This is a genomic window from Aureimonas mangrovi (assembly GCF_014058705.1).
GTDB classification, from domain to species: domain Bacteria; phylum Pseudomonadota; class Alphaproteobacteria; order Rhizobiales; family Rhizobiaceae; genus Aureimonas; species Aureimonas mangrovi.
This window is the reverse complement of sequence record NZ_CP059692.1, coordinates 3,327,395-3,351,620: the sequence shown is the minus strand read 5'-3', so window position 1 is coordinate 3,351,620 and position 24,226 is coordinate 3,327,395. Positions and strand designations below refer to the sequence as shown.

At 68.5% G+C, this 24,226-nt stretch carries 16 protein-coding genes and 1 riboswitch; of the genes, 9 read left to right on the top strand and 7 right to left on the bottom strand.

The features are described 5' to 3' along the window. Positions 1–13: 13 nt before the first annotated feature. A riboswitch (TPP riboswitch) is annotated at positions 14–108 on the top strand. Positions 109–144: 36 nt separating this feature from the next. Next, positions 145–852 carry a TenA family protein gene (locus tag H1343_RS16190; RefSeq protein ID WP_185983850.1) on the top strand — a complete coding sequence of 236 codons (708 nt, stop codon included), beginning with the start codon at positions 145–147 and terminating at the stop codon, positions 850–852. Here the strand turns inward: H1343_RS16190 and H1343_RS16185 are convergent. From H1343_RS16185 to H1343_RS16175, 3 genes are read right to left on the bottom strand one after another with little or no spacing between them, the layout of a single operon-like run. Beyond that, positions 849–1,718 (bottom strand): transglutaminase family protein, encoded by an 870-nt coding sequence (locus H1343_RS16185; RefSeq protein ID WP_185983849.1) that lies wholly within the window; start codon positions 1,716–1,718, stop codon positions 849–851. The two genes, H1343_RS16190 and H1343_RS16185, sit on opposite strands and share 4 nt — an antisense overlap. Then, positions 1,715–4,000 carry a circularly permuted type 2 ATP-grasp protein gene (locus H1343_RS16180; protein ID WP_246333164.1) on the bottom strand — a complete coding sequence of 762 codons (2,286 nt, stop codon included), beginning with the start codon at positions 3,998–4,000 and terminating at the stop codon, positions 1,715–1,717. Before H1343_RS16180 ends, H1343_RS16185 begins: the two co-directional genes overlap by 4 nt. Next, the gene (locus H1343_RS16175; RefSeq protein WP_185983848.1) at positions 3,990–7,301 is read right to left on the bottom strand and encodes a transglutaminase family protein; all 3,312 of its coding nucleotides are present in this window, start codon (positions 7,299–7,301) and stop codon (positions 3,990–3,992) included. Before H1343_RS16175 ends, H1343_RS16180 begins: the two co-directional genes overlap by 11 nt. 224 nt (positions 7,302–7,525) lie before the next feature. Between H1343_RS16175 and H1343_RS16170 the strand changes: the two genes are divergently transcribed. The 5 genes from H1343_RS16170 (at position 7,526) to pyc (ending at position 18,735) form a co-directional block, all read left to right on the top strand. Next, positions 7,526–8,653, top strand: coding sequence for a zinc-binding metallopeptidase family protein (locus tag H1343_RS16170; protein WP_185983847.1), 1,128 nt, complete (start codon positions 7,526–7,528; stop codon positions 8,651–8,653). A 142-nt stretch (positions 8,654–8,795) separates the two neighbouring features. Further along, positions 8,796–10,670, top strand: coding sequence for a malto-oligosyltrehalose trehalohydrolase (gene treZ / locus H1343_RS16165; protein ID WP_185983846.1), 1,875 nt, complete (start codon positions 8,796–8,798; stop codon positions 10,668–10,670). After that, complete coding sequence (gene malQ / locus H1343_RS16160) at positions 10,663–12,474, top strand: 4-alpha-glucanotransferase (protein ID WP_185983845.1); 1,812 nt, start codon at positions 10,663–10,665, stop codon at positions 12,472–12,474. Before treZ ends, malQ begins: the two co-directional genes overlap by 8 nt. Then, positions 12,471–15,185, top strand: coding sequence for a malto-oligosyltrehalose synthase (gene treY / locus H1343_RS16155; protein WP_185983844.1), 2,715 nt, complete (start codon positions 12,471–12,473; stop codon positions 15,183–15,185). The genes malQ and treY overlap by 4 nt, the downstream gene beginning before the upstream one ends. A gap of 91 nt (positions 15,186–15,276) precedes the next feature. After that, positions 15,277–18,735, top strand: a complete 3,459-nt coding sequence (pyc, locus tag H1343_RS16150) for a pyruvate carboxylase (RefSeq protein ID WP_185983843.1) — start codon at positions 15,277–15,279, stop codon at positions 18,733–18,735. Positions 18,736–18,778: 43 nt separating this feature from the next. Here the strand turns inward: pyc and H1343_RS16145 are convergent, their stop codons facing one another. Beyond that, positions 18,779–18,931 carry a DUF3309 family protein gene (locus tag H1343_RS16145; protein ID WP_185983842.1) on the bottom strand — a complete coding sequence of 51 codons (153 nt, stop codon included), beginning with the start codon at positions 18,929–18,931 and terminating at the stop codon, positions 18,779–18,781. Between the two features lie 84 nt (positions 18,932–19,015). After that, positions 19,016–19,174, bottom strand: coding sequence for a DUF3309 family protein (locus tag H1343_RS16140; RefSeq protein WP_185983841.1), 159 nt, complete (start codon positions 19,172–19,174; stop codon positions 19,016–19,018). 155 nt (positions 19,175–19,329) lie between these two features. Between H1343_RS16140 and ispG the strand changes: the two genes are divergently transcribed. Both ispG and H1343_RS16130 read left to right on the top strand, forming a co-directional pair. Then, entirely contained in the window at positions 19,330–20,595 is a 1,266-nt protein-coding gene (gene ispG / locus H1343_RS16135; protein ID WP_185983840.1) for a flavodoxin-dependent (E)-4-hydroxy-3-methylbut-2-enyl-diphosphate synthase, read from the top strand. After that, entirely contained in the window at positions 20,592–21,440 is an 849-nt protein-coding gene (locus H1343_RS16130) for a lytic transglycosylase domain-containing protein (RefSeq protein WP_185983839.1), read from the top strand. Before ispG ends, H1343_RS16130 begins: the two co-directional genes overlap by 4 nt. Here H1343_RS16130 and H1343_RS16125 read toward each other — a convergent pair. After that, positions 21,430–22,401 carry a bile acid:sodium symporter family protein gene (locus tag H1343_RS16125; RefSeq protein ID WP_185983838.1) on the bottom strand — a complete coding sequence of 324 codons (972 nt, stop codon included), beginning with the start codon at positions 22,399–22,401 and terminating at the stop codon, positions 21,430–21,432. The two genes, H1343_RS16130 and H1343_RS16125, sit on opposite strands and share 11 nt — an antisense overlap. 160 nt (positions 22,402–22,561) lie before the next feature. Here H1343_RS16125 and H1343_RS16120 point away from each other — a divergent pair, with 160 nt between their 5' ends. After that, a complete protein-coding gene (locus H1343_RS16120; RefSeq protein ID WP_185985721.1) occupies positions 22,562–23,257 on the top strand; it encodes a RibD family protein in 696 nt (231 codons plus the stop codon). 7 nt (positions 23,258–23,264) lie between these two features. On the opposite strand, the gene H1343_RS16115 is transcribed toward H1343_RS16120, so the two are convergent. Then, on the bottom strand, positions 23,265–24,173 hold the full coding sequence (locus tag H1343_RS16115; protein ID WP_185983837.1) for a polyprenyl synthetase family protein: 909 nt from the start codon (positions 24,171–24,173) through the stop codon (positions 23,265–23,267). Between the last annotated feature and the right edge of the window lie 53 nt (positions 24,174–24,226).

Sequence of the window (24,226 nt, the reverse complement as noted above, 5' to 3'; positions counted from 1 at the left end):
CGCGATAGGTTGAACCCGTCGACGGGGGCGTCCGCAAGCGCGGGCTGAGAAGCACCCTTGGAACCTGAACCGGATCATGCCGGCGGAGGGAGTCGAGAGGCGCAAGCGCGCCTTTCATCGCCCGCGCCCGAAAGGACAGACGCGATGAGAGCCCATCAGCCAGCCGCCCCCGATTTCGGCTCCCCGCTCTTTGCGGCGCTGCGCGCGGCGGCGGGTGACGACTGGAGCGCCTATGCGCGGCATGGTTTCGTCGAGCGGCTGGGCAACGGCACGCTGCCGCGGGCGGCCTTCCTGCACTATCTGCGCCAGGATTACGTTTTCCTGATCCACTTCGCGCGGGCGTGGTCGCTCCTCGCCTTCAAGTCGACGCGTCTCGAGGAGATGCGCCTCTGCGCCGCGACGGTCCACGCGCTCGTCGACACCGAGACGCGCCTGCATGTCGAGATCTGCGCGCGGGAGGGCATCGACGAGGCGGCGCTGGGGGCGACGCGCGAGGCGCCGCAGAACCTTGCCTATACGCGCTACGTCATCGACCGGGGCATGGCGGGCGACGGGCTCGACCTCCTCGTCGCGCTTCTGCCTTGCGTGCTCGGCTACGGCGAGATCGGCGCGCGCCTTGCCGCCGAGCACGGCACGCAAGGGCCCTATGGCGAGTGGGTCGCGACCTATGCCGGCGAGGAGTACCGGGAGACGTGCGCCGTTGTCGCGGCGCTGGCCGAGCGTCTCGGCGCGCGGCTGCTCGGCCCGGACGCATCTTCCTCGCCGCGCTGGCCGGAGCTGTGCGAGACCTTCGCCACCGCCTGCCGGCTGGAGGCGGACTTCTGGGCGATGGGCCTCTCGGCTGGAAATTAATCGAGCGGCACGATGTCCACCGTGTGCCAGGCGCTCTGTGCGCCCGTCGTCGTCACCACGCCGTCCACCGGCGCGACGTCGGCATAGTCGCGGCCGATGGCGGCTATGACGTGGTCCCCGACCGCCATGCATCCGTTCGTGGGATCGAAGCCGACCCAGCCGACGCTTGTGCCAAGCCACACGTCGACCCAGGCGTGCATGGCGTCAGCGCCTTCCAGGCGGGCCATGCCGGGCGGCGGCTCGGTGCGCAGGAAGCCCGAGACATAAGCGGCCGGGACCCCGAGACCGCGCAGGGCCGCGATCATTACATGCGCGAAGTCCTGGCAGACGCCCCGCCGCTGCGAAAAGACGCTCGCCACACTGGTGGAGACGTCGGTCGAACCGGCAACATAGGCGAAGTCCTCGCGGATGCCGCGGGCCAGCGCCAGAGCCGCGTCGGCGCCGTCTAAGTGACCCTGCGTGGCGCCGCGCGCATAGGCGGTGATCGCGCGGTCCGGGGTGACGAGCCGGCTCGGGCCGAGATGGTGGACGGGGCTCGCCCCTTCCGCATCGCGCACAGTGCGCGCCTCCTGGGCGATCGCGGCAAGGCCCGGTGCCGGGGCGGGTGCCCGGCGCTCGACGCGCACCCGAGCGCGCATCTCGGCGGTGAAGGCGTCATGCGCACCGGTGAGACGCAGATGGTCTGTCGCGTTGCCAAAGAAATCCGCCTCGCGAACCGCCTCGAAAGGCTGCGGCGAAAACGTCAGCGACAGGGACTCGACCGTCTGGCCACGATCGCCGCGCGGGCGGACGCGCAGGAGATGCCGCGCGCTGTTCACCGGCTGACCGTAGCGATAGCCCACGCGCAGGCGGATGTCGTATCTCATCGGATCTTGTCCCGCCCGCCCGACAGGCGGAAATAGCGTGCCGAGACCTCGTCGGAGATCGCGGCGAAGTCGCCCACAATGCGCGTGAGAAACGCCGGGTCGACCTCGATCGCGGCGGCGGTGCGCAGGCGCACGGCGAGCCGCGCGGCCCGCTTGCCGCTTCCTGTCGTCTCCCCGGCAAGGCCCGTCAGCCCGCCCTCCACGCCGTTCGCCTGAAAGGCGAGAGAGCGCGGATTGTGGGGGTCGAGGATCGACAGATCGACGACCGCCTCGCGCGACAGGTCGACCGAGAAGCGGCGGCGGTAGGTCATGCGGCTGTCGGTGAATTCCAGAACCGCTTCCAGCGCCCCCTCCGCGTTCTCGCGCGAGAGGAGCCGCGCGCCGACATGGGCGGTGGTCAGACCGCGTTCGAGCTGGCGGCCGAGCTGCAGGAAGCGCCAGCCCGTGAACTGGTACATGTTCTCGCGCACGAGCCCTGTGAAGCCTGCGAGCTGCGTGAGCGCGTGGCCGAATAGGCGTTCGTTCCCGGGCGCCTCCTCCAGAAGCGCGACGAGTTCGGCCAGCATCCGCCAGGCGTCCGGCGAGAAACGGTCGCGGATGCGTGCGGCCGTGTCGAGCGCCTGCCGCGCCAAGGTGAGAAGCGCGCCGCGCGGATCGCCGGGGCCGCCGACAAAGCCTTCGATGAGCGCCGTCAGCTCATGATCGGCCGCCCCTTCCCGTCGCCGGCCCTCGGCCATGCGCGCGAGGCGCGCGACGACCTCGGTGCGCTCCGTCAGACGCCCGAGCCAGAAGAGATCGTCGGCTGCGCGGGCGGGCAGGGCGCCGGGCAGACGCCGCCGCGTGGCCGACGCATCGCCGAGGAGGGTGACCGGCGGTTCCGGGCGGTCGGAGACGACCCAGACATCTGCCGAAAGGCCGCCGCCCTGCATGGAAAGCGTTCCGTCATGTCCGGAGAGCCGCGCGAAGCCGCCCGGCATCACCGCCCAGCCGTCCTCTCCGAGGGCGAGGAAGACCCGCAGCGAAACCGCGCGCGGCGAAAGGATGCCGCCGTCGAAAACGGGCGCGGTGGAGAGCGCGATCTCCTCCTGCCGCACGAAACCCGCTGCATCGCCGGGCACGCATGGCGCCTTTCCCGGAAAGGCGGGCTGCAGCGAAAGGCCCTCATCGGCGTCGCCCGGCGCGCCGCACCACTGCGTTCGAAGGCCGGGCATTTCGAGCGTCTCGCCGATCAGAGCCTCGGCCACCGCCGCTTCATAGGCGAGGAAGGCGCGCGTCTCCAGAAGACCCGATCCGAGCGCGTTGACGAGCCTCAGACGCCCGGCGCGCACGGCGCGGGAAAGGCCGGGCGTGCCGATCGCCGAGCGCGAGAACAGCTCCAGCGGATCGGCGAAGTCCGCGTCGAGACGCCGCCAGAGCACGGAGAGCGGGGCCGGCCCCTCTACGGTGCGCAGGAAGGCCGCGTCTTGCGCGACGTCGATGTCGCCGCCCTCCAGAAGCTGGAAGCCGAGATAGCGGGCCAGATAGGCGTGCTCGAAATAGGTCTCGTTGCCGGGGCCGGGCGAAAGGAGCCCGATCTTGCCGCTGTTCGGCCCGGAGAGCGCTGCGAGCGTGCGGCGGAAACCGTCGAAAAAGGCGGCGAGCCGGCGGACGTTCATTTCGCGCGAGAGGTCGGCCAGCGCGCGCGAGGACGCGACGCGGTTCTCCAGCGCAAAGCCCGCGCCGGAAGGCGCCTGCGTGCGGTCCGCCAGCACCCGCCAGCGACCGTCCGGCGCGCGGCCGAGATCCACCGCGATGAACCGGATGAGTGGCTCGCCCGAAAGGCCCTGTTGCGCGAGGGGGCGCAGTAATTCGGGGTTGCGGCCGAGAAGAGAGGCCGGCAGCAGGCCCTGGCGCACCAGTCGTCGTTCGCCGTAGAGATCGCCCAGAAGCGCTTCGAGGTATCGCGCGCGCTGGACGAGGCCGCGCTCGAGGCCCTCCCACTCTTCCTTCGCCAGAACGACAGGCGGATGCGAGAGCGGCCAGAGGCGCGCGTCGCCGGCCGCTCGCTCGCCCTGGGAATAGACGCGGTAGAAGACGCCGGCCTCGCGCAGATACTGCGTGGAGGCGGCAAAGCGCGCCTCGCGCTCACCGGGCGAAAGTGCGCCCAGCGCCTCCACCAGCGGGCGGTAATGCGGTGCAAGGCCGCCGCCGGGCAGCAGCATTTCGTCGCGTCGGCCGGGCTGGGTGCGATAGGTGTCGAGCAACGCATCCGCGCTGGCAGGCAGTCCCATGTCAGTTGGCAAGATGGGGCGGCCGGCGAAGGTCCAGCGTGTGCGGGAAGGCGGGATCGGGCCGCTCGGACGGCGGGGTGAACGGCCCGGCGGTGTGCCCCATCGGCTCGAAGCGCGCGAGCCGGCGCGCTTCGGCTTCGTTGGCGTTGACCGGGAAGGTCTCGTAGTTGCGCCCGCCCGGATGGGCGACGTGATAGGTGCAGCCGCCGATCGAGCGCTCCGACCACTTGTCGTAGATGTCGAAGGTCAGCGGTGCGTGGACCGGAATGGTCGGGTGCAGGCCCGAGGCCGGCTGCCACGCCTTGAACCGCACGCCGGCCACCGCTTCGCCGGCAGTGCCGGCCTCGCGCAGCGGCACGAGGCGGCCGTTGCAGGTGACGGCGTGGCGCGCGGGGTCGAAGCCCGACAGCTTGACCTGCATGCGCTCGACCGAGGAATCGACGAAGCGAACCGTACCGCCGATCGCGCCCGTTTCGCCCATGACGTGCCAGGGCTCCAGCGCCTGTCTGAGTTCCAGCGAGACGCCCTCGCGCTCGATCCTGCCGCAGAAGGGAAAGCGGAATTCCCACTGCGCCGCGAACCACTCCGGTCGCACGGAATAGCCCGACCGTTCGAGGTCCGCGAGGACGTCGAGGAAGTCTGCCCAGACGAATTCGGGCAGCATGAAGCGGTCGTGGAGGCTGGTGCCCCAGCGGGCGAAGCGCCCGTCCTGCGGCTCCTTCCAGAACTTGGCGATCAGCGCGCGGATGAGGAGTTGCTGGGCCAGGCTCATCCGCGCGTCCGGCGGCATCTCGAAACCGCGGAACTCGACGAGGCCGAGGCGGCCCGTCGGCCCGTCCGGCGAGTAGAGCTTATCGATGCAGATTTCGGAGCGGTGCGTGTTGCCGGTCACGTCCACGAGGAGGTTGCGGAACAGGCGGTCCACCAGCCAGGGCGGCGGTGCTTCGCCGGCGCCGGGCGCCGGCACGTGGTCCATCGCAATTTCGAGTTCGTAGAGCTGGTCGTGCCGCGCCTCGTCGACGCGCGGCGCCTGGCTCGTCGGGCCGATGAAGAGGCCCGAGAAGAGGTAGGAGAGCGAGGGGTGGCGCTGCCAGTGCAGCACCAGTGACTTCAGGAGGTCCGGCCGGCGCAGGAAGGGCGAATCGGACGGCGTCGCGCCGCCGACGACGACGTGGTTGCCGCCGCCGGTGCCGGCGTGGCGGCCGTCGATCATGAATTTGTCCGTGCCGAGGCGCGACTGTCGCGCATCCTCGTAGACGCCCGTCGTGATCGCCACTGCCGCATCCCATGAGGCGGCGGGATGGACGTTCACCTCGATGACGCCAGGATCGGGCGCGACGCGGACCACCTCGACGCGCGGGTCGAAGGGCGGCGCGTAGCCCTCGATGCGCACCCGCAGCGAGAGCGCCTCGGCGGCTTCCTCGACGGCGGCCAGAAGCTCGAGATAGGCCTCAAGCGTCTCCACCGGCGGCATGAAGGCGCAGAGCTTGCCGTCGCGCGGCTCGATGGCGAGCGCGGTGCGCACCGCGCCCTCGATCTCGCCCGCCTCGCTCGGCGGGGCCTGCCAGACCGGCGCGTCGGCACGCTCGATGCGCGGCTGCGGCTGCCCGATCGCCTCGGGCTCCGGCAGGGGATCGAAGTCCTGCATCGGGTCGGCCGGGTGGGTGTAGGGGTATTGCGCCGGCGTCAGGTGCGGCAAGGCCGAAAGCGGCAGACGATAGCCGACGGCGGAATCGCCCGGCACGAGGAAGATGCGCCCCCGCCGGGTCTTCCAGCGCTCGGAGCGGAAGCGGCGCCCCCGTGCCTGCCATTCCTGCACCGGCAGCACCATGCCGGACGGCTTGTCGAGGCCGCGGTCGAAGACGCGGGCGAGCCGGGCCCGCTCTTCGGCGTCTTCCAGCTTGGAATCGGCCGGATCGACGTTCACGGGAAGCTGCGCCTCGCGGCTCAGCCAGTAGGCCGGGTCCTCGTAGGCGGGGACGGCGTTCTCTTCCTCGACGCCCAGCCGGCGCGCGACGCGGCGCAGGAGGCTGCCGGCCGCTTCGATCGTCGCCTCCTTCCCGCCGGCCTCGCGCACGAACAGCGCCGGGTTCTTCCAGATGGGCTTGCCGTCCTTTCGCCAATAGAGCGAATAGGTCCAGCGCGGCAGCGTCTCACCGGGATACCACTTGCCCTGGCCGTGATGGAGAAAGCCACCCGGCGCGAAGCGCGCCTGAAGGCGGCGCACGAGTTCGTCGGCGAGCCCGGCCTTGGCCGGCCCGGTCGCGTCGGCGTTCCATTCCCCGGCCTCGAAATCGTCGATGGAGACGAAGGTCGGCTCGCCGCCCATCGTCAGCCGCACGTCGCTCGCGGCGAGATCGGCGTCGACCGCGCGGCCGAGGTCGTCAAGCGCCTGCCAGCTCTCGTCGGAGAACGGCCAGGAGACGCGCGGGCGCTCGGCGACGCGCGTCACGCGCATGTCGAACTCGAACTCGACGCCGGCCGGATCCACCGCACCGGTAATGGGCGCGGCGGAGCGGTAGTGCGGGGTGGCGGCCAGGGGGATATGGCTCTCGCCCGTCATCAGGCCGGAGGTCGGGTCGAAGCCGATCCAGCCGGCGCCCGGCAGGTAGACCTCGGCCCAGGCGTGAAGATCGGTGAAATCGTGGTCGGTGCCGCTCGGCCCATCGAGCGAGACGCGGTCGGGTTTGAGCTGGATCAGGTAGCCGGAGACGAAGCGGGCGGCGAAGCCGAGATGGCGCAGCACCTGCACAAGAAGCCACGAGGTGTCGCGGCACGAGCCCGAACCCTTGGTCAGCGTCTCGGCCGGAGTCTGCACGCCCGGCTCCATGCGGATCGTATAGGCGATGCGCTCCGACAGGAGGCGGTTCAGGCCGACGAGGAAATCCACCGTATGCGACTGCGAGCGGTCCAGCTCGGCGAGAAAGTCGATCAGAACCGGTGCGGAGGATTCGGGGCCGAGATAGGCCGCGAGATCTTCGGCCAGAACCGGCTCGTAGGTGAAGGGCCAGGCCTCGGCGTACTCTTCCACGAAGAAGTCGAACGGATTGTAGACCGTCATGTCGGCGATGAGGTCGACCTCCACGCGGAACTCCGTGGCGGGCTCCGGGAAGACCAGACGCGCCAGCCAGTTGCCGAAGGCGTCCTGCTGCCAGTTGATGAAATAGTTCTTGGGCCGCACCTTCAGTGCATAGGAGGGCACGCGCGTCTTGGAGTGCGGAGCCGGCCGCAGCCGGATGATCTGCGGTCCGAGGCGCACGGGCCGGTCGTAGCGGTAATGCGTGACGTGGTTCAGGCTGGCCAGGATCGACATCGGTGCGTTTCGTCCGCCTTCTCGTTCTTCGCCGGAGGGCGGAGATTAGCGGATCGGCCCGGGGCGGCAAGCACGCATGATGCAGCGCGGCATCGTCTCGGTGAATATTTCGTCGCGGCCGGGCCCGGACGGGAACCACGATGCCGCCCGGGCGATTTCCAACCCATCGCAACCCGTGCGCGCAACCCTTACGCGCGCCGCGCCTCCTCCCGGAACATCGAGCCATGAAGCTCTTCTCCTGCCCCTCCTGCGACCAGGTCGTCCACTTCCACAACACCAAGTGCGAACGCTGCGGGCACGCGCTCGGCTACGAGCCCTTGTCAAACCGGATGCTGGCGCTCGAGCCGGACCCGCAGACCGGCTTCTGGGTCTCGGTCGGCAGGGGCGCGAACGGCGAGCGCTGGAAATACTGCGCGAACTACGAGTACGGGGTCTGCAACTGGCTGCTCGACGCCGAGAGTTCGGAGACCCTGTCGATCGCCTCTCGCTTCAACAAGACGATCCCGGACCTCTCAGACCCGGAGAACGTCGCACTCTGGCAGAAGATCGAGTTCGCCAAGCAGCGGCTGATCTACACGCTCCTGCGCCTTCGCCTGCCGCTGATGACGCGCGAGGAGAACCCCGAGGGCCTCTCCTTCGATTTCCTCGAAGATGTGGGCGACGGCCAGCCCGTAATGACGGGCCATGACCGCGGCCACATCACCATTGCGCTCGCCGAGGCGGACGACGCGGAGCGCGAGAAGCGCCGCTCAGCCATGGGAGAGCCTTATCGCACGCTCCTCGGCCACTTCCGCCACGAGATCGGCCATTGGTACTGGGACCGCCTCGTGCGCGACGGTGGGGCGCTCGATGCCTGCCGCGCCGTCTTCGGTGACGATTCCGCCGATTACGGTCAGGCGTTGCAGGCCCATTACGCCAACGGTCCGAAGGCGAACTGGCAGAACGAGTTCGTCTCCTCCTATTCGGGAGCGCATCCCTGGGAGGACTTCGCCGAGACCTGGGCGCACTATCTCCACATCGTGGATTCGCTGGAGACCGGCGGTTCCTGGGGCATCACGCTGCATCCGCGGCTCGACCGCGATGGCATCCTGACCACGGACCTGGACTTCAAGGTATATGACGACGCGACGACGATCGATCAGATCGCCGAAGCGTGGACAGCGCTTTCCTCGGCGCTGAACTCGCTGAACCGTTCGATGGGCCTGCAGGACGTCTATCCCTTCGTCCTCTCACCGCTCGTCGTCAGCAAGCTCGGTTTCATCCACGATCTCGTCCATGGTCGTGTCGGCTTCGCGGCGCAGGCCGGCGTCAGCGAGGAACTGGCCAAGGACCAGCAGCCCGACGCGACCTGACGCCGCGCCGCGAATTTGCGCACGGCGGACGGTTCCCGTCCGCCGTGCAGCGCTCCATGTCTCGCTGGACGAGGCGGGGCACTCCCGACAACGCAGGCGATGACCTCCGGCCCTCGGCCGGCGGTGAAGGGATATTCCGAGAATGGACGATACGCGATTTGCCTTCGAGACATGCTGGGGCACGCGCTATGACCCTGCGGGCACGCGCTTCCGCCTCTGGGCGCCGCATGCCAAGGGCGTAGAGCTGATCCATGAAGGCGTTGGCAGCCGCACGCAGATGCCGATGTCGCGGAGCGAGGACGGGTGGTGGGAGATCGTCACCACCGAGGTTCCCGTGAATGCCGGATACGGTTTCCGGGTGGACAACGGCCACGTCGTGCCCGACCCGGCGGCGCGTGCGCAGCTTTCCGATGTCCACGGCCTGTCGCGTCTCGTCGACCCGAACGCCCATGTCTGGCGCACGGGCGACTGGAAGGGCCGGCCCTGGCACGAATGCGTCTTCTACGAACTGCACACCGGCACCTTCTCGCCGGAAGGCACGTTCGACGGCGTCGTCGCACGGCTCGACCATTTGAAGGCGACCGGAATCACAGCCATCGAGCTCCTGCCCGTCGCCCAGTTCGGCGGTCGGCGCGGCTGGGGCTACGACGGCGTGCTCCTCTACTGCCCGCACGAGGCCTATGGCGGCGCGGAGGGGCTGAAGCGTCTGGTGGACGCGGCGCACGAGCGCGGACTGATGGTCTTTCTCGACGTCGTCTACAACCATTTCGGGCCGGACGGGAACTACATCCCTTCCTACCTGCCGGACTTCTTTCATGCCGAGATCCCGACGCCCTGGGGTCCGTCGATCGCCTATGACGAGAAGCCGGTGCGCGACTTCATGATCGAGAACGCGCTGTACTGGCTCGAGGAATACCGGATCGACGGCCTGCGGCTCGACGCTATCGACTCCATCAAGGATACCGATGGTGGAACACCCTTCGTTCAGGAACTGGCCGAACGCGTTCGCGCTCATGTCACCGACCGGCACGTCCACATCACCACTGAGGACGACCGCAACATCGTCTGGCACATCGAACGCGGACCGGAGGGCGCCATCCCGCTCGTCTCGGGCGAGTGGAACGACGACTTCCATCACACCGCCCACGTCCTCGCGACGGGCGAGCAGGAAGGTTACTACAAGGACTTCGACCCGACGAGCGCCGAAGAGATGGCGACCGCGCTCGCCAGCGGCTTCGTCTATCAGGGCGTCGATTCGAGCCATCGCGGCAAGAAGGTCGGCCATCTTTCGGCGCATCTGCCGCCGACGGCCTTCGTCAACTTCATCCAGAACCACGATCAGATCGGCAATCGCGCCTTCGGCGACAAGCTGCGCTCCCTTGCTTCGGCCCGCGCGCATGACTGCCTCGTGCCGATCCTCCTCTTGTCGCCGCAGATACCGCTGATGTTCCAGGGCGACGAGTTCGGCGACTGCAACTCCTTCTGCTTCTTCACCGACTTCCACGGCGAACTCGGCGAAGCGGTCTCCAAGGGCCGCAAGGAGGAGTTCAGCCACTTCGCGGCGTTCCAGGATTCTCGCGCCCGCGCCGTGTTTCCCGACCCCAACGACCCCGCGACCTTCCAGACCTCGCGCATCGACTGGACTCAGCTCGCGCGGCCGGTCAATAAGCGCCGCCTGCAGGTGACGCAGGAGCTTTTGGCCGCCCGCGCCGAGCACCTGTTTCCGCTTCTGGAGCACGCCCCCGGCGATTGCGGCTCGGCGCTGGTCGACGGGCGTGCCTTCGCCGTCGCCTGGAAACTGGCGCCCGGCAAGGTCTGGCACCTCTTCGCCAATCTCTCGGACGATCCGTGGGAGATTGAGAACGGGCTGCTCTCGCCCGCCATCGCTGCGGCGAGCGAGATCTTCGCCAATCACGTCCACAACTTCGCGGAACTGCAGAAGGGCGTGGTGCCCGGCTATTCGGTCTGCTTCCTAATGGCGGATGATTATCTCGTCGAGGTCTTCAAGGATGACTGATCGTCTCGACGAACTGGCGACGAGCCACGGCATCCAGACGCGCTACATCTCCGAACTCGGCGAGGACAAGGCGATCTCGGACGAGGCGAAGGCCGGGCTCCTGCGCGTTCTCGGCATCGACCCGGAGGCGGGCGCGCGCGGGCGCTTCGACGAGGCGCCGCACGCGGCCACGCTCGTCTGCGCGCTTCCCGGCGAGAAACGCCTCTGGGGTGTGACCTGCCAGCTCTATGCGCTGCGCTCGGCGCGCAGTCTCGGCCTCGGCGATTTCGAGGATCTTGCGGCGCTCGCCGAGATCGGTGCGAAGGCGGGTGCGAACTTCGTCGGCGTCAATCCGCTGCACGCGTTGTTCCTGGCTGATCCCGGCCGCTACAGTCCCTATTCGCCTTCCACGCGCCGCTTTATCAACCCGTTCTACATCGCGGTCGACCGGCTGGACGGCGGCGAGGCGGCGATCGCGGAGCTGAAGGCTGCCGAGCCGGCGCTTTTCGACCGGCTGAGCGGCGACCTTGTCGATTATGCGGCGGCGGGCAGCTTGAAACGTCGCCTCCTCCGCACGCTCTATGACCGGCTGGACGAGCCGGTTGACGAGGCCTTCGAGGCGTTCCGCACGGCGGGCGGCGCGCCCTTGCGCAACTTCGCGCTGTTCGAGGCGATTTCGGCCGCGCAGGTCGCGGCGGGCAACGGCACCGGCTGGCACGGTTGGTCGGAGGACCTGCACCATCTGGCCGGCGAAGGCGCGACGGCCTTCGCGCGAGACAACGCCGCCGAAATTCGCTTCCACGAATGGCTACAGTTCGTCGCCGACAGTCAGCTTGCCCACGCGCAGGAGCGCGCGCTCGCCGCCGGCATGAGCCTCGGCCTCTATCTCGACTTCGCCGTCGGCGTATCGCCGGATGGCGCCGACACCTGGGCCGATCCGCAACTCACCACGCCCGACGCGCGCGTCGGCTCGCCGCCGGATATGTTCAATTCGGACGGGCAGGACTGGGGCCTCGCGCCGCTTTCGCCCGAGGCGCTGGCGACCCGGGACTATCGCCCGCTCGCCGACGCCTATGGCGCGCTGATGGCTCATGCCGGAGCGGTGCGCATCGACCATGCGATGGGGCTTGCGCGGCTCTGGTGGATCCCGACGCACGCCCACTCGCGCGACGGTGGCTACGTCCGTTATCCGCTCGGCGCGATGATCGACACGGTGGCGCGAGCTTCGCAGGACAACGCCTGCGTCGTCATCGGCGAAGACCTGGGCACGGTGCCGGCTGGCTTCCGACCGGCTGCGGAGGCGGCCGGCATCCTTTCCTATCGCGTGCTTTATTTTGAGCGCAGGGAAGGGGAAGGCTTCCTTGCGCCCGGCGCCTATCCGCAGCGCTCACTCGCCTGCATCTCGACGCACGATCTGGCGACGCTGGCCGGCTGGTGGACGGGTTCCGACATCACGCTCCGCCAGGAGGCGGGGCGGCAGGACGAGGCGGCGACCGAACGCAGCCTGCGCGAGCGCGGGCGCGACCGCAGTGATCTCCTGGACGCGCTCGCCCGCGAGGGCCTGCCGGCCGAGGATGAGGACGAGCTGAGCGAAGCGATGGCCGTTTCCATCCATCGCTTCGCGGCGCGAACGAACTCGCAGCTTTTCGCCGTGCAGCTCGACGACATGATCGGCGCCACGCGCCAGCCGAACCTGCCGGGCACTACCGACGAATATCCGAACTGGCGCATCCGCTGCGAGTTGCCGCTCGAGGCCGTGGCCGACAACACCCGATTCCAGATGATCGCCCGCGCCCTGCGCGAGGAAAGGCCGGAGGCCGAATGACCCGCCCGCTCGTCGCCACCTATCGCCTGCAGTTCCGCGAGGGCACGAACTTCGCGGAGGCCGAGGGCCTGGTGCCTTATCTGAAGACGCTCGGCGTCAGCCACCTCTATGCCTCGCCGGTCTTTGCAGCCTCGGAAGGCTCGACGCATGGCTACGATGTCGTCGACTACAACGCGTTCGAGAGTGATCTCGGCGGCGAGGCAGGTTTCCGGGCGATGAGCGACGCGCTGCGCGCCGGCGACCTCGGCCTTATCCTGGATTTCGTGCCGAACCACATGGGCGTCTCGCCGCGCAACGGCTGGTGGGAGGACGTCCTGCGCTGGGGCAAGGATTCGCGCCACGCGCAGACCTTCGACATCTCCTGGGAAGCCGAGAAGATCCTGATCCCGATCCTCGGCAAGCCTTATGGCGAGGCGCTGGACGATGGCGAACTCTCGGTGCTCTTCGACGAGGAGCGCGGCGAGCTGCGCTTCGATGCCGCCGGCTATACGCTGCCGATCGATCCGCGCACGCTGAGCCATGTCTTCGGCTTCCTCGATCATCCCGAACGCGACCGCCTCGTGCGCCGCTTCTCCGCCGCCGTGCCCGCAGACGGGGACGATCTCGCCGAGCGCTTCGCCGAACTCCTCGGCCAGCCTGCCTTCCGCAGCGCTCTCGACAAGGCGGTCGAGGCGGTCAACGGAGATCGCGCGGCGCTCCACGCGCTGCACGAGGCGCAGGGCTGGCGGCTCTCCTGGTGGCGGCTGGCGCGTGAGAAGCTTTCCTACCGCCGCTTCTTCGAGATCGCCGAACTCATCGGCGTGCGCCAGGAAATGCGGCGCATCTTCCGCGAGAGCCACCGCACGGTGGTCAAGCTCGCGCGCGAGGGGCGGCTCGACGGCATCCGCATCGACCATGTCGACGGCGTCGCAGACCCCAAGAACTACCTTCTCGATCTGCGCCAAGCCTTCTCGGCGGTGGGCGCGGAGCCTGTCATCCATGTCGAGAAGATCCTGACCGGCCCGGAACGCATTCGTGCCTCCTGGGAGATCGAGGGCACGACGGGCTACGAATTCATCACGGCGCTGTCGGGCCTTTATGTCGATGGCTCCCGCGAGATCGAGATGACCGCCGGCTACGAGGGCTTCGTCGGCGAGCGCGAGGATCTGCGCGAGATGATCGCCGGGCAGAAGCGGCATATCCTGTCGCACAACCTCGCCGGCGAACTCGCGGTCCTCACCGACCTCGCGCTCGGCGTCGCGGCGCACGGGCTGGCGACGCGCGACTTCGGCCGTGACGCGATGGCGCAGTCCATCGTCGAGGTCGCCGCCGCGCTGCCGGTCTACCGCACCTATGTCGGCATCGACGGCGTGCCCTCGAAGGACATCGAGATCATCGACGACGCCGTCGAACTCGCCCAGTCGCGGCGTGGCGTCGAGGCCGACGAGCCGGTGGCCTTCGTGGGGCGGCTCCTGAAGCTCGATTTCGAGGACGGACGCGACGTCACGGGCGCGCTCGACTTCTCTCGCCGTTTCCAGCAGACGACCGGCGCGGTGATGGCGAAGGCCGTCGAGGACACGGTCTTCTATCGCTACAACCGCCTGATCGCGCTGAACGAGGTGGGTGGCGAGCCCGATCACTATGGCCTTGATGCCGACGCGTTTCACGAAGCGATGGCGATCCGACTTCAGGACCAGCCGCTCGGCTTGATGGCGAGTTCGACGCACGACACCAAGCGCGGCGAGGATGCGCGCGCGCGCCTCTACACCCTGAGCGAAGCGCCCGAACGCTGGACGGAGATCGTCGACGCTGCGAAGGCCGCGCTTGAGCCCTTCCGTGGCGTTCACCCGACGGGCCTGCCGGCACCGGATCCTGCGACCGAATGGGGCTTCTACCAGTCGCTCCTCGGTGTGTTGCCGGCCGATTTCGATCCGGCCGACGCCGATGCGCGCGCGGCAATTTCCGTACGCCTGACCGCCTTCATGGAGAAGGCCGTGCGCGAGGCCAAGCGCTTCACCACGTGGACGGCGCCCAACGCGCCTTACGAGGAGGGATTGCGGCAGTTCGTCGAGGCTGCTCTCGACGCGAACGAAAGCGGCGATTGGCTCGCCTCCTTCTGGCGCGACTGCCAGCCCTTCGTCGCGGCCGGCGCGCTCAATTCTCTGTCGCAGACGCTTCTCAAGCTCACCTGTCCGGGGGTGCCCGACATCTACCAGGGCACCGAGTTCTACGATCTTTCGCTCGTGGATCCCGACAACCGCCGCAAGTTCGACTTCGGCGAGCGCGTCGCGGCGATGGATGACGGCCAGACCCCGGCCGAGGCGTTGGCGAGCTGGCGCGACGGACGCGTGAAGGCGAAGCTGACGGCGGCCGGCCTCCATGCCCGTGCCGCTGCGCCGGATCTCTTCACCAAGGGCGCCTATCGCCCGCTCGCCGTCGAAGGCAAGCTCGCGGACCATGTGGTCGCCTTCGCCCGCACGGACGACGCGGGACGCGCGGCCATCGTCGTGGTGCCGCGGATGACGCTGGCTCTCCTCGAGGGATCGGACGCTCTCGGTACGGTCGGCGCGCGTTGGGGAGACACTGCGGTGCGCCTGCCGGCAGACCTTGCGGGGCGGCGATACGAGGATGCGCTGAGCATCGACGGATGGTTCGAGGCAGGCGATTCGCTTGCGCTTGCCGATCTTCTCGATCCGTTGCCGGTGGCTCTCCTCAAGGCGTTCCAGCTCTAGCAATCCACCTTGGCGCCGCTCTGCTTGTTGCATTGCACAAGTTCTGCGTCGGGATATAGTTCTCCCCGCCATGCATGGGGGAGAGCTGAGCATGCCGATCCGCAAGATCCTTGTCGCCAACCGTTCCGAGATCGCGATCCGCGTTTTTCGGGCCGCAAATGAGCTCGGTCTGAAGACCGTCGCGATCTGGGCCGAGGAGGACAAGTACGCGCTGCACCGCTTCAAGGCGGATGAGAGCTGGCAGGTCGGGCGTGGTCCGCATCTGGCCAGGGATCTAGGTCCGATCGAGAGCTATCTCTCGATCGAGGAGGTGATCCGCGTCGCGAAGCTCTCCGGCGCCGACGCGATCCATCCCGGCTACGGCCTCTTGTCGGAAAGCCCGGAATTCGCCGATGCCTGTGCCGGCGCCGGCATCACCTTCATAGGCCCGACCGCGCAGACGATGCGAAAGCTCGGCAACAAGGTGGCGGCGCGCAATCTCGCCATCGAGCTCGGCGTGCCGGTCGTTCCCGCGACCGAGCCTCTGCCAGACGACCTGGACGAGGTCGCGCGGATGGCCGAGACGATCGGCTATCCGGTGATGCTGAAGGCCTCCTGGGGCGGCGGCGGGCGCGGCATGCGCGCGATCCGCAAGGCGGAGGACCTCGCCCGCGAGGTGACGGAAGGCAAGCGCGAGGCGAAGGCCGCCTTCGGCAAGGACGAGGTCTACCTCGAAAAGCTCGTCGAGAAGGCACGGCATGTCGAGGTGCAGGTGCTCGGCGACACGCACGGCAACGTCGTCCATCTCTTCGAACGGGACTGCTCGATCCAGCGCCGCAACCAGAAGGTCGTGGAGCGCGCGCCGGCGCCGTATCTGGACGACGCGCGCCGCGCGGAGCTTTCTGGCCACGCGCTGAAGATCGCGCGCGCCACAGACTACATCGGCGCCGGCACCGTCGAGTTCCTGATGGATGCCGAAAGCGGCGCCTTCTACTTCATCGAAGTCAATCCGCGCATCCAGGTCGAGCACACCGTCACCGAGGAGGTGACGGGCATCGACATCGTCAAGGCGCAGATCCACATCCTCGACGGCGCGGCGATCGGCACGCCGGAGAGCGGCGTTCCCGCGCAGGGCGACATCAAGCTCAACGGGCATGCCCTGCAGTGCCGCATCACCACCGAGGACCCCGAGCACAACTTCATCCCGGATTATGGCCGCATCACCGCCTATCGCGGCGCAACGGGCTTCGGCATCCGGCTCGACGGTGGTACGGCCTATTCGGGCGCGGTCATCACCCGCTTCTACGACCCGCTCCTGGAGAAGGTGACGGCCTGGGCGCCGAGCGCCGAGGAAGCGGTCATGCGCATGGACCGGGCGCTGCGCGAGTTCCGCATCCGCGGGGTGGCGACCAACCTCACCTTCCTCGAGGCGATCATCCGCCACGAGAAGTTCCGCGACCTTTCCTACACGACGAAGTTCATCGACGAGACGCCCGAGCTCTTCGCGCAGGTGCGCCGTCGCGACCGGGCGACGAAACTCCTGACCTATCTGGCGGACGTCACCGTCAACGGCCATCCGGAGACGAAGAACCGCCCGCGCCCGCCTGCCGACGCGCGTCGGCCCGTGGCGCCGATCTTCGACGGCCAGATCCGCGACGGCTCGCGCCAGCGGCTTGAGGCGCTGGGCGCCAAGGGCTTTGCCGACTGGATGCGCGCGCAGAAAGAGGTTCTCGTCACCGACACGACGATGCGCGACGGGCACCAGTCCCTGCTGGCGACGCGCATGCGCACGCACGACATCGTCGGCGTCGCCGAGGCCTATGCGCGCGGTCTGCCGCAGCTTCTTTCGCTCGAATGCTGGGGCGGGGCGACCTTCGACGTCTCCATGCGCTTCCTCACCGAGGACCCGTGGGAGCGCCTGGCGCTCATCCGCGAGCGCGCGCCGAACCTTTTGACGCAGATGCTGCTGCGCGGCTCGAACGGCGTCGGCTACACAAACTATCCGGACAATGTGGTCCGGCGCTTCGTTGCCGAGGCCGCCAGGGGCGGCGTCGATCTATTCCGGGTGTTCGACTGCCTGAACTGGGTGGAGAACATGCGGGTTTCCATCGACGCGGTCGTGGAATCGGGCAAGCTCTGCGAGGGCGCAGTCTGCTACACGGCGGACCTCTTCGACAGCGCCCGCCCGAAATACGATCTCAAATACTATGTCGCGCTCGCCAAGGAGGTGGAGGCCTCGGGCGCCCACATCCTCGGCATCAAGGACATGGCGGGGCTTCTGAAGCCGGCCGCCGCCCGCACGCTCGTCAAGACGCTGCGCGAGGAGGTGGGTCTGCCGATCCACCTGCACACGCACGACACTTCCGGCATTTCGGCTGCGACGGTTCTGGCAGCCGTGGAGGCGGGCGTCGACGCCGTGGACGCGGCGATGGATTCGATCTCCGGCAACACCTCGCAGCCCTGCCTCGGCTCGATCTGCGAGGCGCTGAAGGGCACGGAGCGCGACCCCGGCCTTTCGGCCGACGCGATCCGCCGGATTTCCTTCTACTGGGAGGCGGTGCGCACCCAGTACGCCGCTTTCGAGAGCGATCTGAAAGGTCCGGCCTCCGAAGTCTACCTCCACGAGATGCCGGGCGGCCAGTTCACCAATCTCAAGGAGCAGGCGCGCTCGCTGGGACTGGAGACGCGCTGGCACGAGGTCGCCAAGACCTATGCGGCGGCCAACGCCATGTTTGGCGACATCGTCAAGGTTACGCCGTCCTCCAAGGTCGTCGGCGATATGGCGCTGACCATGGTCGCGCAGGACCTCACGGTCGCCGATGTCGAGAACCCGGCGCGCGAGATCGCCTTCCCGGAAAGCGTCGTCGCCATGCTGCGAGGCGATCTCGGCCAGCCGGCCGGCGGTTGGCCGGAAGGTCTGCAGAAGAAGGCGTTGAAGGGCGATGCGCCGATCACGGTGCGGCCGGGCTCGCTGATCCCCGACGCTGATCTCGGTGCCGAGCGGGCGGCGGCGCAGGAGAAGGTCGGCCGCGAAATCACCGACGCCGAGTTCGCCTCATACCTGATGTACCCCAAGGTCTTCGTCGACTACGCGGCGGCGGCCGATCTCTACGGCCCGGTCTCCACATTGCCGACGCCGAACTACTTCTACGGCATCGAGACGGAGGAGGAGATCCTGGTCGATCTGGAGCGCGGCAAGACGCTCGTCATCCGGTGCCTCGGCACGGCAGATACGGACGAAAAGGGCAAGAAGACGGTGTTCTTCGAGCTGAACGGTCAGCCGCGCCGCGTGAAGGTGCCGGATCGCTCCGCAGGCAACGGTTCTGCCGCGCGCGCCAAGGCCGAGCCCGGCAATGCCGCCCAGATCGGTGCGCCGATGCCGGGCGTGGTCTCGACGCTGGCGGTGGCGGTGGGGCAAGCGGTGAAGACCGGCGACGTGATCCTCTCGATCGAGGCGATGAAGATGGAAGCCGCGCTCCACGCCGAACGTGACGGCACGATCGAGGCCGTCTTCGTGAAGGCCGGCGATCAGATCGATGCCAAGGACCTCCTCTTCACCTATCAGGTATGACGGAAGGGCCGGGGCGCGCGCATCCGCGCCCCGGCTCCTCGCGTCAGATCCGTCCCGTCAAGAGAAGGACGAGAACGACGATCAGGATAATGCCGAGGATACCGCTCGGCCCGTAGCCCCAGTTGCGCGAGTGGCCCCATGAGGGCAGGGCGCCGACGAGGAGTAGGACGAGGATAATGACGATGATGATGTTCACGGGGCGAACTCCAGCCAAATGAGACTTCTTTGTGTCCTTCGGCCGGTGAACCTGTGAGGAGCCGAACGGGTTCCCACAGCCTCCTCAGATGATGAAGACCGCCCAGAGAACCACGATGAACGTGCAGAACACAGCCAGCATGATCGCCGGGCGATAATCCCATTCGCGCGACCACGGCCAGAAGGGCAGCACCGCGACGAGCGCGGCCAGCGAAAGAAGCGTCAGGGTGGCGCCGAGCGTCATCAGTGGTCTCCGTAGCGATCGCGCCCCTTGATAGAAGGGCGGTGCGAAGCCGATCAAGCCACCGTCATTCTTCCGCAAAGATCGCGGCCTTATTTGACAACAGGCGCGCGAGCGCTCAACTCGATGCCAAGCCCCCGCAAGCCGGACATGAGCCGATGAACGCCGAGACCCCGTTCGATCCCGTGATCGCAGACCCCCTGCCGCGCCGCTCGACGGTCGGCGTCAGCGTCGGCGGCGTGATGGTGGGCGGCGGCGCACCGGTCGTCGTCCAGTCGATGACCAACACGGATACCGCCGACGTGGACGCCACGGTCGCGCAGGTGGCCCAGCTCGCCAAGGCAGGGTCGGAGATCGTGCGCATCACAGTGGACCGCGAGGAATCGGCCGCGGCCGTTCCGCGCATCCGCGAACGTCTGGAACGCCTTGGCCTCGACGTGCCGCTGGTGGGTGACTTCCACTATATAGGCCATAAGCTCCTCGCCGATTACCCGGCCTGCGCGCAGGCGCTGGCCAAATATCGGATCAATCCGGGCAATGTGGGCTTCAAGGACAAGAAGGATCGCCAGTTCGTGCAGATCGTCGAGACGGCGATCCGCTACGACAAGCCGGTGCGCATCGGCGTCAACTGGGGCTCGCTCGACCAGGAACTCCTGACGCGGCTGATGGACGAGAACTCGCAGAGCGCGGCGCCCCTGCCGGCGCGCGCGGTGATGCGCGAGGCGATCATCCGTTCAGCGCTCTATTCGGCCGAACTCGCCGAAGAGACGGGCCTTGCGCGCGAGAAGATCATCCTCTCGGCGAAGGTCTCCAACGTTCAGGACCTCATCGCGGTCTATCGCGATCTGTCGCGCCGCACGGACCACGCGATCCATCTCGGCCTGACCGAAGCGGGCATGGGCTCGAAGGGCATCGTCGCCTCGGCGGCCTCGCTGGGCATTCTCCTCCAGGAGGGCATCGGCGACACGATCCGCGTCTCCTTGACGCCCGAGCCCGGCGGCGACCGGACGAAGGAAGTGCAGGTCGCGCAGGAGATCCTGCAGACGATGGGCTTCCGGCAGTTCATCCCGATCGTCGCGGCGTGCCCCGGCTGCGGGCGCACCACCTCGACGCTCTTCCAGGAACTGGCCGAGACGATCCAGTCGGACATCCGCGCGGCGATGCCGGAATGGCGCGAGCGCTATCCGGGCGTCGAGGCGCTGTCCGTCGCTGTGATGGGCTGCATCGTCAACGGACCGGGCGAATCCAAGCACGCCGATATCGGCATCTCGCTGCCCGGCACGGCCGAGACGCCCTCCGCCCCGGTCTATGTCGACGGGCAGAAGGTTGCGACGCTTCGCGGCGCCAACATCGCCGAGGATTTCCGCGTGATGGTGGCGGACTACATCGAACGCCGCTTCGGCCGGCGCGACGCCGCCGAATGAGCGCATGGCGCGCCGGCATCGCGGCCGCCGCGCTCCTCATCGCCTGCTTTGCCGCGCGCGCGCAGGAGCCCGAAGCGGACCCGCGCGTTGGCGCGATCTGCGACCTCATCGCGCAGAACGCGGCGGCGACCGGCATGTCGCCGGACTTCTTCGCCCGGCTGATCTGGAAGGAAAGCCGCTTCGACGAGGGCGCGCGCTCGCCCGTCGGTGCGCAGGGCATTGCCCAGTTCATGCCCTACACGGCGGCCGAGCGCGGGCTCGCCGACCCCTTCGACAAGAACGAGGCGATCCGCCACTCGGCGCTCTATCTGCGCGATCTGCGCACTGAGCTCGGCTCCTGGGGGCTCGCGGCGGCGGCCTACAACGGCGGCATCAACCGCGTGAAGCGCTGGATGACGAGCGGCGGGCGCCTTCCCTACGAGACCGAGGACTACGTCTATTCGATCACCGCGCAGCCGGCCTCATGGTTCCGCGAGGAGATCCGCGAGGCGGCTGTGAAGCCTCTGGATGCCGAGCGGCCCTTCGACGAGAGCTGCCGGCGCCTGCCGATCATGGAGACGCGGGCCGTGTTCGCCAGCGCCGAATCGGCACCGATGCAGCCTTGGGGCGCGCAGGTCGCGGGCCACGTCAACGAGGCGATCGCCATGCGCATGTACCGCAAGCTCCAGGACGCCTATCCGGGCATCCTCGGCGGCGTCGATCCGATCGTGATGCGCACGCGCCCGATCTCCGGGCCGCGCCGCATTAGCGCGGTACGCGTCGGGGCGCAGACGCGCGGAGAGGCCGAGAGCGTCTGCACGCGCCTGCGCTCGGCGGGCGGCTCCTGCGTCGTGATCAGGAACTGACGGGCGGCGCGGGCTGCACCGGACGCTCCGAGCCGTCGGTCTTCGTGGCCATCCAGTTGGCGGCCAGCGCCCCGGAGATGTTGTGCCAGACGGAGAAGATGGCGGACGGAACGGCCGCGAGCGGCGAGAAATGCGCTGCCGCGAGCGCTGCGCCGAGCCCCGAGTTCTGCAGGCCCGTTTCGAGACTGATCGTCTTCGCCTTGGCCAGCGGCAGGCCGAGCTGGCGCGCGGCGAAGAAGCCCAGCGCGAGGCCGAAGAGGTTGTGCGCGGCGACGACCGCGAAGATCAGGAGGCCGGTCGTCGCGATCCGTTCCTGGTTCACCGAAACGACCGCCGCGATGATGAGGACGATGCCCGCGACCGAGACGAGGGGCAGCATGGGCAGGGCGGCGCGCACCGCGCGCGGCACGATCCTCTGCACCAGGAGGCCGGCGGCGATCGGCAGGAGCACCACCTGCAGGATGGAGAGGAACATCGCGCCGGCGTCCACCGGCAGATACTGGCTGGCGAAGAGCCAGACGAGGAAGGGCGTGACGAGCGGCGCCAGCAGCGTCGTCACGCTGGTGCAGGCGACCGAGAGAGCGACGTCGCCCTTGGCGAGATAGGTCATGACGTTGGACGAGGTGCCGCCGGGGCAGCAGCCGACGAGGATGACGCCCGCCGCGACCTCCGGGGACATCGGCACGACCATCGTCAGGAGAACGGCGACGAGCGGCATGATCGTGAACTGGCAGGCGATGCCGATGGCGACGTCGCCCGGCCGCTTGACGACCTGGCGCAGATCGTCGGTCGAGATCGTCAGGCCCATGCCGAACATGATGATGCCGAGCAGCGGCACGATCCAGCCGGCGAGCCCGGTGAAGGGAGCGGGCACGAGAAAGGCAGCGACCGCGAAGAGCAAGCTCCAGAGGGCGAAAGTTCTGCCGATGAAGGCGGAGAAGCGGCCTAGCGCGTCGAGCATGGGGTTGGTCCGTACCGGTGGGTTCGGTTCCCCATAGCGCCATCGCGCGCGGATGCAAAGCGTTCCTTGCGCCCGCTTGCCGAAGGCCGGTTCCAGCTTAGCTGTAGCGCTCCGACCCGCCGTCGAGGCGAGCAAGGCAATGGACGAAGGAATGCCGACGATGCGACCGAACTCGATTTGCCACATGGTATCCTCGATCGACGGGCGCACGCTCGGCAGCCGCTGGAGCCCGCGTGGCATCGACATGGGCGCGCTGTTCGAGGGCGTGCACGACCGCCTGGGTGGAGGCTCGTGGATCGTCGGACGCACGACCGGGCAGGAGTTCGCCAAGGGCGAGAGCTACCCGCAGGCGAGCGAACAGACCTTCGCGCGCGAGCCCTTCATCGCGAAAAGGGGCGCGGAAGCCTACGGCATCGTCCTCGACGCGCACGGCAAGATCGCCTGGGGACGCGCCGACATTGACGGCGACCCGATCGTCGTGGTGCTGACGGAGGCGGTTTCGGATGCGCATCTGGCCGGGCTCCGGAGCGACGGCGTCTCCTACGTCTTCGCCGGAAAGACGGAAATCGACCTCGCGCTGGCGCTCGAGACGCTTGGACACGAACTCGGCCTCGAGACGCTTCTGATCGAGGGCGGGGGCGGTGCGAACGGGGCCTTTCTGCGCGCCGGCCTGGTCGATGAGATCAGCGTCGTGATCGCCCCGGCCGTCGACGGGGCGGAGGGCGCGCCGAGCGTTTTCAACGCATCGGAGACGGCGGCAGGCGAGCGGGCGCCCGTCGAGGCGATCGAACTCGTTTCGCACGAAGTAATCGAAGGGGGCGCGGTCTGGCTGCGCTACCGCGTGACGAACCGCTGAGCGCGCCTCAGCGATCGCGGTTCGCGATAAAGCGAGCGGCGGCGGCCAGAGTGTCGCCGCGCTCGCCGAAGGGCGAAAGGAGCGCCTCGGCCTCTGCCACGAGTGCTGCGAGGCGCGCTCGCGTCCAGTCGACGCCGTGGAGCGCGGGTAGGGTCTTCTTGCCGCGCCCGCGGTCCTTGCCGGCGGCCTTGCCAAGCGTCGCAGCGTCCGCCGTCTCGTCGAGAAGATCGTCGGCAAGCTGGAAGGCGAGGCCGATGGCCTGACCGAAATGGCGCAGCCGCGCCCGGTCCGCGCTCGACGCGCCGGCGAGGATGGCCCCCGCCTCGCAGGCGAAGGTGAGCAGCGCGCCGGTCTTCATGGCCTGCATCCGGGCGATCTCGTCCTCGTCGAGCGAGCGCGCTTCTGCTGCCAGATCCAGCGCCTGCCCCCCGACCATGCCGGCCGCGCCCGCCTCACTCGCGAGTGCCGCGACGAGCGCGACGCGGCTTTCTGGTGGCACGCCCGGCGCATCGGCGACGAGCGCGAAGGCCAGCGTCAGGAGCGCGTCGCCCGCCAGGATGGCCGTCGCCTCGTCATAGGCCCTGTGGACGGTCGGTCGCCCGCGCCGCATGTCGTCGTCGTCCATGGCCGGCAGATCGTCGTGGACGAGCGAATAGCAGTGCAGGAGTTCGAGCGCGGCGCCGATCTGCGCCGGGCCGTCGCCGACCGCACCGAAGAGGCTCGCCGATTCGGCGACGAGGAACGGGCGCAGCCGCTTGCCGCCGCCGAGCGCCCCGTGGCGCATCGCGGCCAGCAGCGTCTGGGGCGTGCCCTCGACGAAGTGCGACCCGTCGGCGAGGATCGCGGCCAGCCGCGCCTCCGTCTCGCCGGCCGCTGCCGAAAACCTTGCTTCGAACGCCGCCGCCCGCTCGCTCATGCCGTCGCTCCTTCGAAGACCAAGGGCCCGTCTGTGGCCTCATCCACGCCGCG